Source organism: Streptomyces lusitanus (assembly GCF_042647945.1).
GTDB classification, from domain to species: Bacteria; Actinomycetota; Actinomycetes; order Streptomycetales; family Streptomycetaceae; genus Streptomyces; species Streptomyces pseudogriseolus.
The window spans coordinates 44258-59331 of the sequence record NZ_JBHRWL010000004.1; the positions used below are offsets into that span (position 1 = coordinate 44258).

The window sequence follows — 15074 nt, forward strand, 5'->3', positions numbered from 1 at the left end:
ACGACGGCGCAGTGTCGGACCCGTTCCCGAGGAAGTTCCCCATGCTTCGTACCGTGGCACCCCCGCCCCACTCCCCCGCCCGCCCGGCGCGTGCCGCCGACCCCGACCGGCGGCGCACCAGCGCCCGCACCGTGCTGCGGTGCGTGCTGGAGCACGGTCCGGTGGCGCGCAGCACCATCGCGCGGCTCACCGGCCTGTCGCCCGCCTCCGTGACCGACCACTGCGCCCGCCTGGCCGAACTCGGCCTGCTGCGGGAGGCTTCGGCGCCGCGCCGCTCGGGCGGCGTGGGACGGCCGCACCTGCCCCTCGACGTCGACCGGTCGCGGCTGGTGGTCGGCGGGGTGCATGTGGCGGTGCCGTACACCACGGTGGCGCTGCTCGATCTGCGCGGCCGGGTGGTGGCCGAACGGCGGCTGCGGCACCCGGACACCGAGCCGGCGCGGGTGCTGGAGCGGGCCGCCGGCGGTCTCGCGGAACTGCTGGGGCGGGTGCCGGAGCGGCGGCCGCTCGGGGTCGGCTTCGCGGCCGGCGGCTGGGTGGACCGCGCGGCCGGCACGGTCGTCGACCATCCGCTGCTGGGCTGGCGGGACGTCCCGGCGCGTACGGTGCTGCGCGCCCGTACCGGGCTGCCGGTCCATGTGGACGGACACGCGCGGGCGTTGGCGGACGCGGAGCGGCTGTTCGGGCCGGCGGCGCGGGGCGGCCGGAGCGCGCTGCACCTGTTCGCCGGGAACATCGTCGACGCGGCCTTCGCCACCCACGACGAGGTGCACCACGGGCCCAGGTCCCAGGCGGGCGCGATCGCCCATCTGCCGCTGGCGGGCGGCGTCGAGCCGTGCGCGTGCGGCCGGACCGGCTGCCTCCAGGCCGAGTTGAGCGAGCGCACCCTGTGCCGCCGGGCCCGTGAGGCCGGCGTGTGCGACGGGCGCGATCCGCTGCACGTGGTCGACGCGGCGGCGGCCGGGCATCCGGTGGCGGCGCGGCTGCTGCGGGAGCGGGCCCGCATGGTGGGGCGCGCGGTGGGGCTGCTGACGGACGTCCTCAACCCGGAGAGCGTGATCGTCACCGAGATCGGCGTCATCCACCGGCCGGACTGTCTCGCGGCGCTGCGCGGCGAGCTGGATCCGGCGCGGGCGGCCACGGTGACACCGACAAGTTTCCCGGAATCCGTGCTGGCCGTCGCGGGGGGAGCGGTCGCTCTCGACGTGCTCTACCGGGACCCGCTGAGCGTGTCACCACAGCGTATTTAATTCAGAAACTCGGAATATTGACAGCCCTCCTCAGGGACAAGGAACATGCTGGTCATGACCTGTCGCACCCTCTGTTGCTGACACGTTGACGCGCGGTCGTCCGCGGCGTCCCTCCTCTCTCGCGCGCTTTTTCCTCCGGGCATTTCCGGCCCGGTAATCCAGCCTGCCTTTCCGTCCCCGCGCACTCTTCTGTGCGCTTTTCCCTTCCCCGGGAGTTTTCTCATGCCCGCACCACCGGCGCCCGGCCTCGACCGGCGTCTCTTCCTCACCTCCCTGCTCGGCGTCACCGCCGCCGCGGCCGGCCTGAGCGGCTGCGCCGAGGCCGGGGCCGCGGCCGACGAGGCCGCGCTGAAGGCCCCGCTGGCCCGGAAGGTTCCGCCGGGGACCCGCCTGAAGATCTCCTCGTTCGAGGGGTTCCAGGAGATCCAGCTGAAGCTGGCCGGCCTCGACGACCTGCCCTTCGAGGTGGCCGACTGGCTGAACATCGGGGCCGGCCCGGACGTCATCAACGCCTTCCGCGCGGGGTCCCTGGACCTGGCCAACAATGCGGGAATCCCGCCCATCCAGGCCTTCTACCAGGGCTTCGACGCGCGGATCGTCGCCATCAACGTGACCCGCAAGCCCAATTACCTTTTCGCCACGAAGCCGGGCAGCGACATCCGCACGGTCGCCGACTTCAAGGGCCGGCGGCTGGCCTTCTCCCAGGGCCAGGCGCAGGGCGTGGTGCTGCTGCGCGCTCTCAAGAAAGCCGGCCTGGACCACGACGACGCCGAGCTGGTCCCGCTGACCAGCAACCAGTTCTTCACCGCCCTTCAGTCCGGGCAGGTGGACATCGCCCCGCTCGGCATCAGCCAGGCCCCCGCCTATCTCGAGCAGTACGGGTCGAAGGGCGCCCGCACCATCCCGACCGACGTGGTGGACCTGCTCAACCTGCTGTGGGCGCCGGCCGAGGTGCTCGCCGACCGGGCGAAGGCCGCCGCGGTCGCCGCGTACATCCCGTACTGGGCCCGGGGCGCGGTGTGGCAGTACGAGCACCCGGACGTGTGGAACAGGGAGTACTACGTCAAGCGGCAGAACCTCACACCCGCCCAGGCCGAGTCCGTCACCGCCCTCGCCAACAAGCCGTACTTCCCGCCGCGTTGGGACGAGGCGATCGCGTGGGAGCAGGAGACCGCCGATCTGCTCGCGGAGGGCGGCTACGTGAAGGAGTTCGACGTCGGCGCCCTCTTCGACCGGCGCTTCGAACCGCTCGCCGCGCGGGCCGTGCCCGCGGAGTACCGGAGGTGACCGCCGTGACCACGACCCCGACCGGAACCACGACCAAGACCTCGGCCGAGACCCCGGCCGAGACCGCTGCCTCGACCGCGCCGCCCGCCGTCGAGGAGGAGCACCAGGTACGGCGACGACGGCGGCTGTCCCCGGGCAGGCGGCTGCCCGCCGGCCGGATCGCCGGCCCCCTGCTCGTGCTGGCGCTGTGGGCCGCCGCCTCCGCCGCCGGACAGCTGGACCCCGGCGCGATCCCCGCGCCCTGGACCGTGGTGGAGACCGGGATCCGGCTGTGGACCGAGGGCACCCTGCCGAACGACGTCCTCACCTCGCTGCGGCGCGCCGGGGCCGGGTTCGCGATCGGCCTGACCGCGGGCGTCGTGCTGGCGCTGGCCTCCGGGCTCAGCCGGATCGGCGAGGCGCTGATCGACGGCAGCGTGCAGCTCAACCGCGCGGTGCCCACGCTGGGTCTCATCCCGCTGTTCATCCTCTGGCTGGGCATCGGCGAGACCTTCAAGATCGCGATCATCGCCATCGTCGTCTACATCCCGATCTACCTGAACACCCACGCCGCGCTGTCGGGCATCGACCACCGCTTCGTGGAGCTGGCGGAGGTGCAGGGCCTGTCCCGGTCCGCGTTCGTCCGGCAGGTCGTCGTGCCGGGCGCGCTTCCCGGCTTCTTCGTCGGGCTGCGGCTCGGCGTCACCGGGTCCTGGCTGGGCCTGGTCGTCCTCGAACAGATCAACGCCACCAGCGGACTCGGCTACATGATGTTCCAGGCGCAGAACTACGGCCGGACGGACGTGATCCTCGTCGGTCTCGTCGTGTACGGCCTCTTCGGCCTGGTCTCCGACACCGCCGTCCGCGCGATCGAACGGAGGGTGCTGTCATGGCGCCGCACACTCAGCAGCTGACCCGGCCGGCCGTACGGCTGCGCGGCCTGACCCGGTCCTTCGAGGGGCGCACGGTGCTCGACGGCCTCGACCTGGACCTGCCCCCCGGCCAGTTCACCGCGCTGCTCGGGCACAGCGGCTCCGGCAAGAGCACCCTGCTGCGCGCGATCGCGGGCATCGACCACGGGGTGGCGGGCAGCGGCACCCTGACCGCGCCCGAGCGGGTGTCGGTGGTCTTCCAGGACTCCAGGCTGCTGCCCTGGCGCCGCGTCCTGCCCAATGTGCTGCTGGGCCTGGACGGCAAGGACGCCGAGGAACGCGGCCGGGCCGCGCTCGCCGAGGTCGGCCTCGCCGGCCGGGAACGCGCCTGGCCGAGCGAGCTGTCGGGCGGCGAGGCGCAGCGGGCCGCCCTGGCCCGGTCCCTGGTGCGGGAGCCGGAACTGCTGCTCGCGGACGAGCCGTTCGGGGCGCTGGACGCGTTGACACGCATCAAGATGCACGGGCTGCTGCGGCAGTTGTGGGAGCGGCATCGGCCGTCGGTGCTGCTGGTCACCCACGACGTGGACGAGGCGATCGTCCTCGCGGACCGGGTGCTGGTGCTGTCGCGGGGGCGGATCGAAGTGGACCTGGCGGTCGAGCGTGAGGCGGGTTCCCACGGGGAGTACCGGGCGGAGTTGCTTCACGCGCTCGGCGTGACCGACACGGGGGCTGCCGCCCCCGGACCCCCGCTCCGGCCCTGACGGGTCTCGTCCTCGAACGCCGGACGGGCTCAAAGATCTCAAGCCGCCCGGCGCGGAAAACGTAACCCCCTGCTCAGACAGAGGATTTCCCATGCCCAGACAGCTCCACCTCAACGCCTTCCTCATGAACACCGGTCACCACGAGGCCTCCTGGCGGCTGCCCGAGAGCGACCCCTACGCCCATGTCGACCTGGACCACTACGTACGGCTGGCCCGGATCGCCGAACGGGGGACCTTCGACTCGCTGTTCCTCGCCGACGGGCCCCAGCTGTGGAACACCGTCGCCCAGCGTCCCGCCGGGGCACTGGAGCCGCTCACCCTGCTCACCGCCCTGGCGACCGCGACCGAGCACATCGGGCTGATCGCGACGGCGTCCACGTCGTACAACTCGCCCTACAACCTGGCCCGGAAGTTCGCCTCGCTGGACATCGTCAGCAAGGGCCGGGCCGGCTGGAACATCGTCACCACCGCCGGCGCCGAGGCCGCCCGCAACTTCGGTCTGGACGCCGAGCCCGCGCACGCCGAACGGTACGCGCGCGCCGCCGAGTTCCTGGACGTCGCGCGGCTGCTGTGGGACAGCTGGGAGGACGACACCGTCGTCGCCGACAAGGCGGCCGGGGTGTGGGGCGACGACGCCAAGATCCATCCGCCGCGCCACCGGGGAACGTACTTCCGGGTCGAGGGCGCGCTCAACGTGCCGCGTACCCCGCAGGGGTATCCGCTGCTGGTGCAGGCCGGGTCGTCGGAGGACGGCAAGCGGTTCGCCGCGCGGTACGCGGAGGCCGTGTTCACCGCCCAGCAGACCCTGGCCGACGCGCAGTCCTTCTACGCCGACCTCAAGGCCCGTACGGCGGCGGCCGGGCGCGACCCGGACCATGTGAAGGTGCTGCCCGGCATCGTGCCCGTGGTCGGCTCCACCGAGGCCGAGGCGCGGCGGCTGGAGCAGGTGCTGGACGAGCACATCGTGCCTGAGCACGGGGTGCGCCGGCTGGAGGAGCTGCTGCGCCTCGACCCGGGCACGCTCGCCCTGGACGCCGAGCTGCCCGAGAAGCTGCCGTCGGAGGACGAGATCGAGGGCGCCAAGAGCCGCTACACGCTGATCGTGGAGCTGGCCCGGCGCGAGCGGCTCACCGTGCGGCGGCTCATCGCGCGGCTGGGCGGCGGGCGCGGGCACCTGACCTTCGCCGGCACGCCCGAGCAGGTCGCCGACACCATCGGCCGGTGGTTCGCCGAGGGCGCCGCCGACGGCTTCAACATCATGCCCGCCGTGCTGCCGTCCGGCCTGGAGACCTTCGTCGACCAGGTCGTCCCCCTGCTGCGCGCCCGCGGCCTGTTCCGCACCGAGTACGGCCCCCGGCAGACCCTGCGCGAGCGCTACGGCCTGCCCCGCCCCGCCAACCAGCACGTCACCGGCGTACCCGCCCTCGTCTGACCCTTTCCGACCCGACCCGGCACGACCCCGAAAGGACACCCCTCATGGCCGACCTCGAGATCACCAAGGTCACCGCGAACATCGGCGCCCGCGTCTCCGGCGTCGACATCTCCCGGCCGCTGGACGACGCGACCGTCGCCGCGCTGCGGGAGGCGCTGAACACCCACAAGACCCTCCTCTTCGACGACGTGAACCTTGACGACGCGGGTCAGCAGGCGTTCGCCCGGCACTTCGGCGACATCACCGGCGCCCATCCGACGGTGCCCGCCGTGGACGGCGCCCCCAACGTGCTGCCGGTCGACAGCGAGGGCGGGCGCGCCGCCAACAACTGGCACACGGACGTCACCTTCGTCCTCAACCCGCCGCAGGCCAGCACCCTGCGCAGCATCACGATCCCGCCCTACGGCGGCGAGACCCTGATCGCGAACGCGGCCGCCGCCTACCGGGACCTGCCCGAGCCGCTGCGGCGGCTCGCCGACACCCTGTGGGCCGAGCACACCAACGACTACGACTACGCCGTCCCGGAGGAGGCGATCGACGAGACGGAGGCGGCCCGCCGCGCCCGGTTCACCTCCATCACGTACCGCACCGTCCACCCCGTGGTGCGCGTCCACCCGCTGACCGGCGAGCGCGGGCTGTTCATCGGCGGGTTCGCGCAGCGGATCGTGGGACTGTCGAAGGGCGAGTCCCGCAAGGTCCTCGACCTGCTCCAGGCGTACGTGACCCGGCCGGAGAACCTGGTGCGCTGGCGCTGGTCGCCCAACCAGCTGGTGCTGTTCGACAACCGCATCACCCAGCACTACGCCGTCGACAACTACGACGGTCTGCCGCGCCGGCTGCACCGGGTGACCGTCGCCGGTGACATCCCGGTCGGCGTCGACGGCAAGGAGTCCTACGCGATCGAGGGGGACGCCTCGCACTACACGACGGTCGCCGCGTAAACGGACTGCCACCCTCCGTACGGGGCGTGTCCACATGCTGGGCGTCCTCCTCGCCCGTCCGGGGAGGACGCCCAGACTGGGCGGCGTTTTGTCTTCTCCCCCCACATTGGACGAGCCGCGCCCATGCCCTCCACCACTCCGGTCGAGACGCCCACGGACACCGACGGCGTCTCCCTCTCGCACGGTCTCAAGCAGCGTCACCTGTCGATGATCGCCCTCGGCGGGGTGATCGGCGCCGGGCTGTTCGTCGGCTCCGGCGCGGGCATCGCCGCCGCGGGCCCCTCCATCGTGATCGCCTACGCCCTCTCCGGCCTGCTGGTCATGCTGGTGATGCGGATGCTGGGCGAGATGTCGGCCGCGTATCCCTCCTCCGGGTCCTTCTCCTCGCACGCCGAGCGGGCCATCGGCCCCTGGGCCGGGTTCACCGCCGGCTGGGCGTTCTGGGTGCTGCTGTGCACCGCGGTCGGCCTGGAGGGCATCGGCGCCGCGCAGATCGTCCACGGGTGGCTGCCGGGCACGCCCGAGTGGGCGTGGGTGGCGCTGTTCATGGTGGTGTTCTGCGGGACCAACCTCGCCGCGGTGAAGAACTTCGGCGAGTTCGAGTTCTGGTTCGCCGCGCTGAAGGTCGGCGCGATCTCCCTGTTCCTGGTGCTCGGCGTGCTGGCGCTGGCCGGTGTGCTGCCCGGCACCGACTCGCCGGGCGGCTCGAACCTCACCGAACTGCTGCCCAACGGCGGCGAGGGCCTGGTCATCGGTCTGCTCGCGTCGGTGTTCGCGTACGGCGGCCTGGAGACGGTGACCATCGCGGCGGCGGAGTCCGAGAACCCGGTCCGCGGCGTGGCCCGCGCGGTGCGCACCGCGATGTGGCGGATCGCCCTCTTCTACGTCGGCTCGATGGCGGTCGTCGTCGCGCTCGTGCCGTGGGACTCCCCGCAGGTGGTGGAGGACGGCCCCTACGTCGCCGCCCTGGACCGGCTGGGCATCCCGGGCGCCGGCCAGCTGATGAACGTCGTCGTGCTGGTGGCGCTGCTGTCGGCGATGAACGCCAACATCTACGGCGCCTCCCGCATCGGATACTCGCTGGTGGAGCGCGGCCAGGGCCCGGCGTGGCTGGGCCGGGTGTCGGGCGGGGTGCCGCGCGCCGCCGTGCTGGTGTCCTCCGTCTTCGGCTTCCTGTGCGTGCTGCTCAGCTACTGGCGGCCGGACGACGTCTTCGCCTGGCTGCTGAACATGATCGGCGCGGTGATCCTGGTCGTCTGGATCTTCATCGCCGTCTCCCAGCTGCGGCTGCGCCGCCGCCTGGAGCGCGAGACGCCGGAACGGCTCGCCGTCCGGATGTGGGCGTTCCCCTGGCTGACCTGGGTGGCCCTGGCCGGCATGGTGACGGTCTTCGTCCTCATGGCGAGGGAACCGGACACACGGGTGCAGCTCTACTCCACGGGAGCGATGACGCTGGCGCTGGCCGCGGTGGGCTACGCCTGGCAGCGCACCCGCGCCCGCGCCGGCCGCTGAGCCGGCGCACCGTTCACCCGGCAGGCGGAAAAGAGATAAGCCCCCGCGAGGACATGACTCGCGGGGGCTTCCGGTGTGCGGCATTCCGGGTCATCGTTGCGCAATGGCGACACAGCGGACGAAGAAGGACTACTGCTGGACCTGTGGCAGCGACCAGCAGCACCGACAGCTGACCAGGAAGGAGGAGGACTGGCTCAAGGAACGGCTCGGCCGCAACGGGGTCGGGGAGTTCTGGCTCTGCGTGAACGTCCTGGACCCCGACACCGGCAAGCAGTGCCGCAACCTGCGCACGGGCTTCAACAAGAAGCCGTTCGCCGAGCCGATCAAGGCGCCCGTGCTGGACTGACGTCCGTCACAGGTTGCTGAAGTCCGGGCCCTTGGTGCGGGTGCGCTTGATCTCGTAAAAGCCCGGGACGGAGGCCACCGCGAGGGTGCCGTCCCAGAGGCGGACGGCCTCCTCGCCCTGCGGGGCGGGGGTGACGACCGGGCCGAAGAAGGCGATCTCCTTGCCGTCGGGGCCGGGAACCGCGATCACCGGGGTGCCGACCTCCTGGCCCACCTTGTCGATGCCCTCCTTGTGGGAGGCGCGCAGCTGCGGCTCGTACGGGGTGTCGTCCCAGTGCTCCATGAGGGAGTCGGGCAGCCCCACGTCCTTCAGCGCCGCCGCGACCGTCTCCTTGCCCGGGCCCTCGCCCTTGTTGTGGATACGGGTGCCGAGCGCGGTGTAGAGGTCGCCGAGCACCTCGGGCCCGTGCTCCTCCTGCGCCGCGATGACCACCCGGACCGGGCCCCAGGCCTTCACCTCGAGCATCTCGCGGTACTCCGCGGGCAGCTCGTCCAGCTTGTCCTCGTTGAGGACGGCGAGGCTCATCAGGTGCCAGCGCACGTCCAGGTCCCGCTGCTTCTGCACCTCCAGCACCCACCGGGAGGTCATCCAGGCCCAGGGGCACAGCGGGTCGAACCAGAAGTCGACGGGCGTGGCGGGAGACTTGTCCGACATGTCGCTCCTCGTGAAGGCAGTGTTCCGTAGAGGCAACGCCGGGGGCCGTCCCGGCCATTCCCGGCTGACCCGCGTCAGGAGCACATGGCAGGATCGGGGCTGTCCATCCCTGTCGACGACGCTGAGGAGTCCGCCCGTGCCCGGTGAGAACCTGACCCGTGACGAGGCCCGGGAGCGGGCAGCGCTGCTGTCCGTCGACGGGTACGAGGTGTCCCTGGACCTGCGGTCCGCGACCGGCGAGCACGACGGCGACGGCCCGCGCACCTTCCGGTCGGTCACCACCGTGCGGTTCCGCTGCGCCGAGCCCGGGGCGAGCAGCTTCGCCGACCTGATCGCGCCGAGCGTGACGGCGGTGTCCCTGAACGGCCGGGACCTCGACCCGGGTCAGGTCTTCGACGGCAGCCGCATCCTCCTGGAGGACCTGGCCGCCGACAACGAGCTCGTCGTGGACGCGCAGTGCGCGTACTCCCGCACCGGCGAGGGCATGCACCGCTTCGTCGACCCCGAGGACGGCGAGGTGTACCTCTACACCCAGTACGAGCCGGCCGACTCCCGCCGGGTCTTCGCCAACTTCGAGCAGCCCGACCTCAAGGCCCCGTACCGCTTCGAGGTGCGCGCGCCCGAGGGCTGGACGGTGTGGAGCAACGGGGCCGGTGAACTCACCGACGGGGTGTGGCGGTTCGCGGAGACCAAGCCGATCTCGACGTACATCACGTGCGTGGTGGCCGGCCCGTACCACTACGTGACCGACTCCTACGAGCGGGTCTTCGAGGACGGCACCCGGCTGGAGATCCCGCTCGGCGCGATGTGCCGCAAGGGTCTCGCCCCGCACTTCGACGCCGACGACGTCTTCCTGGTGACCAAGCAGGGCCTGGACTTCTTCCACGACCACGTCGACTACCCGTACCCGTTCGGCAAGTACGACCAGGCGTTCGTGCCCGAGTACAACCTGGGCGCGATGGAGAACCCGGGGATGGTGACCTTCCGGGAGGAGTTCATCTTCCGGGGCAAGGTGACACGGGCGTCGTACGAGGGCCGCGCCAACGTCATCCTGCACGAGATGGCGCACATGTGGTTCGGCGACCTGGTCACCATGGAGTGGTGGGACGACCTGTGGCTGAAGGAGTCCTTCGCGGACTTCATGGGCGCGTTCGCGCTGGTCGGCGCGACCCGCTTCACCGACGGCTGGATCACCTTCGCCAACCGCCGCAAGGCGTGGGCGTACCGCGCGGACCAGCTGCCCTCCACGCACCCGATCACCGCGGACATCCGCGACCTCCAGGACGCCAAGCTCAACTTCGACGGCATCACCTACGCCAAGGGCGCCTCGGTGCTCAAGCAGCTGGTGGCGTACGTCGGCCAGGACGCGTTCCTGGAGGGCGCCCGGCGCTACTTCAAGCGGCACGCGTACGGCAACACGCGCCTCGGCGACCTGCTGTCGGTGCTCGAGGAGACCAGCGGGCGGGACATGGCCGCGTGGTCCCGGGCGTGGCTGGAGACCGCCGGGGTCAACTCCCTCACCCCGCAGGTGCTGCTGCGCGAGGACGGCACGGTGGACGAGCTGGCCGTGGTGCAGGAGGCGGCCGAGTCGCACCCCGAACTGCGCCCGCACCGGGTCGCGGTGGGCCTGTACCGGCGTGACGCGTCCGGCGCCCTGAAGCGGTACGCGCGGGCCGAGACGGACGTCGAGGGGCCGCGCACGGTCGTGGCGGAGCTGGCGGGCGCGGACGCGCCGGAGCTGGTGCTGGTCAACGACGAGGACCTGACGTACTGCAAGACGCGCTTCGACGACACCTCGCTGGCCACGCTCCGGGCGGCCCTGGGCGACCTCACCGACCCGCTGGCCCGCGCGCTGTGCTGGTCCGCGCTGTGGAACATGACGCGCGACGCGCTGCTGCCCGCCCGGGACTTCATCGCCCTGGTGCTGCGGTTCGCGGGCCGGGAGACCGACATCGGCGTGCTCCAGATGCTGCACGCCTGGGCGGAGTCGGCGGCCGTGCACTACACCGCCCCCGAGCGCCGCGAGGAGGCCGGGCTGCGGCTCGCCGAGGGCGCGGCGGAGCAGCTGCGGGCGGCCGGCGAGGGCAGCGAGCAGCAGCTGGCGTGGGCGCGCTTCTTCGCCCGGGTCGCGTGCGCCCCGGGGGACTTCGAGCTGCTGGCCTCGCTGTTGGACGGGACGGAGACGCTGCCCGGTCTGGAGGTGGACCAGGAGCTGCGCTGGGCGTTCCTGGAGCCGCTGGCCGCGCACGGGGCGGCCGACGAGAAGCGGCTGGACGAGGAGCTGGCGCGGGACGACACCGCCTCCGGCCGCCGTCACCACGTCCGCTGTCTGGCGGCGCGCCCCTCGGCGGCGGTCAAGGCGCAGTGCTGGGCGCAGGTCGTGGAGTCGGACGCGCTGTCCAACGCGCTGGTGGAGGCGACGATCGCGGGCTTCGCCCAGGCGTCCCAGCGGGAGTTGCTCGCGCCGTACGCGGAGAAGTACTTCGCGGCGATCGAGCGGGTGTGGACGGAGCGGTCGATCCAGATCGGGATGGACGTGGTCCGGGGGCTGTTCCCGTCCTACGAGGACTCCCAGGGGACCCTGGACGCGACCGACGCGTGGCTCGCCGCTCATGAGGGCGCGGCGCCTGCGTTGCGGCGGCTGGTGCTCGAGGCGCGCGATGATCTTGCTCGCGCGTTGCGGGGGCAGGCGTGTGACGCCGCGGCGGGCTGAAGCTGGCAGCGCGGCTGTCCTCACCGGCCGGGGCTCTGCCCCGGACCCCGCTCCTCAAACGCCGGAGGGGCTGGGTGGTGCGGATGACGCCGGAGGGGCCGGGTGGTGCGGGCGAACGCCGGAGGGGCCGGGTGGTGCGGGTGAACGCCGGAGGGGCCGGGTGGTCGGTGAGGGGCTGAATGGGCGTCGTTACCGAACGCGGGCATGCAGCCCGTAACCCCGGCCCCTCACCCGAACGGACCAGGGGGTTTCGGTATCCGAACAGGCGTCCTTTAGTGCGGGGTTGTCCGGGTTCGTCGACGGGCGTGTAACAGGGGTTCGGAGGGCGGCCGGAGGCGGGAAATTGCCGGTCATGAACCACAACATCCCGCTCTCCCCGCGCCCCCTGCACCACCTCTCCGCCGGCACCGGCCGCCGCGTGCTGACCCACACGCAACTCAGGGCGCACGGCGTCTCCGCCGCGGAGGCCGGAGAGCAGTGCCGTCCCGGCGGGCCCTGGCAGCAGCTGCTGCCCGGCGTGGTCCTGCTGCACCCGGGTCCGCCGACCAGTGAGGAGCGGCTGCACGCGGTGCTGCTGTACGCGGCGCGGGAGCGGACCGTGGGCGTGCCCGCGCAGCCGGACGGGGACGCGCCGCCCGCCTCCCCCTACGGCGAGGCGATGATCACCGGTCTGGCCGCGCTGACCCTGCACGGCTTCACCTCCGCTCCCCCGCTGCCGTCCCAGGAGACGTTCGACGTGCTGGTGCCGCGGCTGCGCCGGCTGCGGTCGACGGGCTGCGCCCGGATCGTGCGGGCCGCCGCGCTGCCGGTCGCGGAGCAGGTGACGGGGCTGCCCGTCGCCCCGGTCCCGCGGGCGCTGGCCGACGCGGTGGCGGGCCTGAAGGACGCGGTCGTGGTGCGCCGGCTGCTGACGGAGGCGGTGCGCGGCGGGCACTGCGAACCGGCGGCGGTGGTACGGGAGCTGACCGCGGCGAAGCTGCTGAACCGCCCGCACGTGGTGGACGCGGTGGACTCGCTGCTGGCCGAGGGGCGGGCGCTCGCGGAGTCCCGGCTGTACCGGCTGGTCCGCGAGTACGGGCTGCCGGACCCGTGCTGGAACGTGGACCTGCGGCTGCCCGGCGGCCCGCACCTCGGCGGCCTGGACGCGTACTGGCCCGAGCAGGCGGTGGCGGTGGAGCTGGACACCCGCGCGCCCCGGCCGGGCGGGCGGCCGGAGGACGACGCCGAGTGGGTGGAGCACGCCCGCAAGCGCGAGCACCTGGAGCGGCTCGGCATCACGGTCGTGCACATCACGCCCCGCAAGCTGCGGGACGCGGCGGAGCAGCAGGCGGCGGTGGTCCGCACGGCGCTGATGGCGTCGGCGGACCGCGACCCGGCGGCGTACGTCGTCGTGCTGCCCCGCTAGTGCGGCGGTTCGGCGCGCCGCGGGGGGCGGAGGGGCCGCCGGGGACGGGAGCGTGCCCCGGCGGCCGTCCGCGCGTCAGTCGCCGCAGTACTCCGCGTCGATCACCGTCTCGGTGTTCCCGGACCAGTCGCCGTTGAAGTTGAGCGCCAGGGAGTGCCGCCCGTCGCGGGTGGTGACGGCGTCGGACGTGGAGCCGTGGATGCCGCCGCCGTGGCCCCAGACGGTCACCCCGCAGCTCAGCTCGGTCCGCATCAGGCCCAGCCCGTAGGCGTGGGTGCCGTCCACGGTCACCGTGTCGGTCATCTCGTTCAGCTGCGTCCTGGGCAGCAGCCGTCCGGTGAGCAGGGCGCGGTAGAAGCGGTTGAGATCCTGGGAGTCGGAGATCATCTCGCCGGCCGAGGAGGCCATGGACGGGTTGAGCCGGGTGACGTCGAGGACCGGACCGCTGCCGTCCAGGGTGAGCTTGCCGTAGGCGCGGCTGCTGGGTCCGGGCACACCGGTGCGGGTGCCGGGGACGGAGGTGCCGGTGAGGTGCAGCGGCGCGATGACGCGCCGGCGGATCTCCTCGCCGTAGGGGCGGCCGGTGGCCTTCTCGATCACCATGCCCGCCAGCACGTAGTTGGTGTTGGAGTAGTTCCATCCGGCGCCGGGCTCGAAGTCCGGCTTGTGGGACGTCGCGACGCGCACCAGCTCCTCGGGGGCAAGGGTGTCGTAACGGTGCTCGAGGAAGCCCTCCTTGAGGAAGTAGGTGCGGCCGAAGTCCTCGTCGGCCGTGTAGTTGAAGATGCCGCTGGTGTGGTTCAGCAGCTGCCGCAGGGTGATCCGGGTGCCGTCGTGGCCGCTTCCGGTGACCAGGCCGGGCAGCCAGGAGTCGACGGTGTCGTCCAGCGACAGCGTGCCCTCGGCCTCCAGCTGGAGCAGCACCGTGGCCACGAAGGTCTTGGTGATACTGCCGACCCGGTAGCGGTCGTGCGTCGAGCGCGGGCGCTCCGTGCGCAGGTTCCCCACCCCGGCGGTGGTGCTCCAGACGCCGCGCCGGTCCTCCGCGCGCAGCGTCACGCCGGGCACCCCGCCCTGGACCGTGGCCCGCACGGCCCGTGCGGCCGCCGCGTGGTCGCCGGTGTCCCCGGTACGGTCCGCGCCCGGTGCCGCCGCCACCGCGGGGGCCGCCAGGGCCGCCGAGAGGGCCACCGCCACCGCTGCCACCGCCGTCGTCCGCATCCGCTTCCGCATGCTCGTTCCTCCCCTGTTCGTGGTGCCCGGTCGCGGGGAGGGACCGCGCCGGGTGGCGGCGGGGTTGCCACGACTCGTGCCGGTTGATCGAGTTCCGGCCGTTGTGCACGGGTGCGCCGGTGTCATCCCAGGGCGGCCTCCAGGTGCCCCTCGGCGGGCCGTTCGCGCCACAGCCGCAGGGCGGTGTCGATCAGGTCGATGCGGACCAGGCCGGGGACGGCGTCAAGGGGCTGCCAGGCGGCGAGTTCGGTGGAGCCGCCGATCTCGTGGCGCAGCTCGCCGCCGGCGACCCGGGCCTCGTAGATCAGCCGCAGGGCGTGGTGGTCGACCGGGCGGCGGAAACGGCCGGCGAGGGTGCGGCGCCTGGAGTCGACCCCGAGGAACCCGGTGACCTCGACGAGATGGCCGGTCTCCTCCTCCAGTTCGCGCCGCACGGTGTCGTAAGGATCCTCGCCGTGCTCCATGCCGCCGCCCGGCAGCACCCACTCGGGCACGCCGTTCTCGTCCCGTGACCGGGCGAGGAGAAGCTGTCCGTCGCGCACCACCACGGCGTAGGCCGCCACCCTCAACGTCCGTCGCATCGCCGGACGGTAACCCACGCGACCGGGGACGCACAGGGGCGTATTCGGGCGGTCCGCACTGTGGACACCCACCCTGCATGAGCATGACGGACTTGTCCGCTTCAGGCG

Annotated in this window: 13 protein-coding genes; 10 read left to right on the top strand and 3 right to left on the bottom strand. The window is 72.6% G+C overall.

The window, feature by feature from the left end:
• The first annotated feature begins 41 nt into the window (after positions 1-41).
• The 8 genes from ACFOSY_RS06840 to ACFOSY_RS06875 all read left to right on the top strand — a co-directional run bounded on the left by ACFOSY_RS06840 (position 42) and on the right by ACFOSY_RS06875 (position 8380).
• Positions 42-1250, top strand: a complete 1209-nt coding sequence (locus ACFOSY_RS06840; protein WP_394305823.1) for an ROK family protein — start codon at positions 42-44, stop codon at positions 1248-1250.
• A gap of 222 nt (positions 1251-1472) precedes the next feature.
• On the top strand, positions 1473-2537 hold the full coding sequence (locus ACFOSY_RS06845) for an ABC transporter substrate-binding protein (protein WP_394305824.1): 1065 nt from the start codon (positions 1473-1475) through the stop codon (positions 2535-2537).
• A complete protein-coding gene (locus tag ACFOSY_RS06850; protein ID WP_394305825.1) occupies positions 2534-3430 on the top strand; it encodes an ABC transporter permease in 897 nt (298 codons plus the stop codon). The genes ACFOSY_RS06845 and ACFOSY_RS06850 overlap by 4 nt, the downstream gene beginning before the upstream one ends.
• On the top strand, positions 3406-4149 hold the full coding sequence (locus tag ACFOSY_RS06855) for an ABC transporter ATP-binding protein (protein ID WP_394305826.1): 744 nt from the start codon (positions 3406-3408) through the stop codon (positions 4147-4149). The genes ACFOSY_RS06850 and ACFOSY_RS06855 overlap by 25 nt, the downstream gene beginning before the upstream one ends.
• A gap of 91 nt (positions 4150-4240) precedes the next feature.
• Positions 4241-5581 (top strand): LLM class flavin-dependent oxidoreductase, encoded by a 1341-nt coding sequence (locus ACFOSY_RS06860; protein ID WP_394305827.1) that lies wholly within the window; start codon positions 4241-4243, stop codon positions 5579-5581.
• A 44-nt stretch (positions 5582-5625) separates the two neighbouring features.
• On the top strand, positions 5626-6522 hold the full coding sequence (locus ACFOSY_RS06865; protein ID WP_394305828.1) for a TauD/TfdA dioxygenase family protein: 897 nt from the start codon (positions 5626-5628) through the stop codon (positions 6520-6522).
• Between the two features lie 123 nt (positions 6523-6645).
• Positions 6646-8034 carry an amino acid permease gene (locus ACFOSY_RS06870; RefSeq protein ID WP_394305829.1) on the top strand — a complete coding sequence of 463 codons (1389 nt, stop codon included), beginning with the start codon at positions 6646-6648 and terminating at the stop codon, positions 8032-8034.
• 103 nt (positions 8035-8137) lie between these two features.
• Positions 8138-8380, top strand: a complete 243-nt coding sequence (locus ACFOSY_RS06875; RefSeq protein ID WP_394305830.1) for a hypothetical protein — start codon at positions 8138-8140, stop codon at positions 8378-8380.
• Between the two features lie 6 nt (positions 8381-8386).
• Here ACFOSY_RS06875 and ACFOSY_RS06880 read toward each other — a convergent pair whose 3' ends face one another.
• Positions 8387-9034, bottom strand: a complete 648-nt coding sequence (locus tag ACFOSY_RS06880; protein WP_394305831.1) for a mycothiol-dependent nitroreductase Rv2466c family protein — start codon at positions 9032-9034, stop codon at positions 8387-8389.
• 136 nt (positions 9035-9170) lie between these two features.
• Between ACFOSY_RS06880 and pepN the strand changes: the two genes are divergently transcribed.
• Together pepN and ACFOSY_RS06890 are read left to right on the top strand one after the other, a co-directional pair.
• Entirely contained in the window at positions 9171-11747 is a 2577-nt protein-coding gene (gene pepN / locus ACFOSY_RS06885; protein ID WP_394305832.1) for an aminopeptidase N, read from the top strand.
• Between the two features lie 352 nt (positions 11748-12099).
• Positions 12100-13152, top strand: coding sequence for a hypothetical protein (locus ACFOSY_RS06890; protein ID WP_394305833.1), 1053 nt, complete (start codon positions 12100-12102; stop codon positions 13150-13152).
• A 75-nt stretch (positions 13153-13227) separates the two neighbouring features.
• On the opposite strand, the gene ACFOSY_RS06895 is transcribed toward ACFOSY_RS06890, so the two are convergent.
• Both ACFOSY_RS06895 and ACFOSY_RS06900 read right to left on the bottom strand, forming a co-directional pair.
• Positions 13228-14385: a serine hydrolase domain-containing protein gene (locus tag ACFOSY_RS06895; protein WP_394305834.1), complete on the bottom strand. Its 1158-nt coding sequence runs from the start codon at positions 14383-14385 to the stop codon at positions 13228-13230.
• A 122-nt stretch (positions 14386-14507) separates the two neighbouring features.
• Positions 14508-14966 carry an NUDIX hydrolase gene (locus tag ACFOSY_RS06900; RefSeq protein ID WP_394305835.1) on the bottom strand — a complete coding sequence of 153 codons (459 nt, stop codon included), beginning with the start codon at positions 14964-14966 and terminating at the stop codon, positions 14508-14510.
• Positions 14967-15074: the final 108 nt, after the last annotated feature.

What these genes read in the sequence shown, in the direction of transcription:
- ACFOSY_RS06840 (WP_394305823.1), top strand. Translation starts at nt 42, where the DNA reads ATGCTTCGTACCGTGGCACCCCCGCCCCACTCCCCCGCCCGCCCGGCG.
- ACFOSY_RS06845 (WP_394305824.1), top strand. Translation starts at nt 1,473, where the DNA reads ATGCCCGCACCACCGGCGCCCGGCCTCGACCGGCGTCTCTTCCTCACC.
- ACFOSY_RS06855 (WP_394305826.1), top strand. Translation starts at nt 3,406, where the DNA reads ATGGCGCCGCACACTCAGCAGCTGACCCGGCCGGCCGTACGGCTGCGC.
- ACFOSY_RS06860 (WP_394305827.1), top strand. Translation starts at nt 4,241, where the DNA reads ATGCCCAGACAGCTCCACCTCAACGCCTTCCTCATGAACACCGGTCAC.
- ACFOSY_RS06865 (WP_394305828.1), top strand. Translation starts at nt 5,626, where the DNA reads ATGGCCGACCTCGAGATCACCAAGGTCACCGCGAACATCGGCGCCCGC.
- ACFOSY_RS06870 (WP_394305829.1), top strand. Translation starts at nt 6,646, where the DNA reads ATGCCCTCCACCACTCCGGTCGAGACGCCCACGGACACCGACGGCGTC.
- ACFOSY_RS06875 (WP_394305830.1), top strand. Translation starts at nt 8,138, where the DNA reads ATGGCGACACAGCGGACGAAGAAGGACTACTGCTGGACCTGTGGCAGC.
- ACFOSY_RS06880 (WP_394305831.1), bottom strand. Translation starts at nt 9,034, where the DNA reads ATGTCGGACAAGTCTCCCGCCACGCCCGTCGACTTCTGGTTCGACCCG.
- ACFOSY_RS06890 (WP_394305833.1), top strand. Translation starts at nt 12,100, where the DNA reads ATGAACCACAACATCCCGCTCTCCCCGCGCCCCCTGCACCACCTCTCC.
- ACFOSY_RS06895 (WP_394305834.1), bottom strand. Translation starts at nt 14,385, where the DNA reads ATGCGGAAGCGGATGCGGACGACGGCGGTGGCAGCGGTGGCGGTGGCC.
- ACFOSY_RS06900 (WP_394305835.1), bottom strand. Translation starts at nt 14,966, where the DNA reads ATGCGACGGACGTTGAGGGTGGCGGCCTACGCCGTGGTGGTGCGCGAC.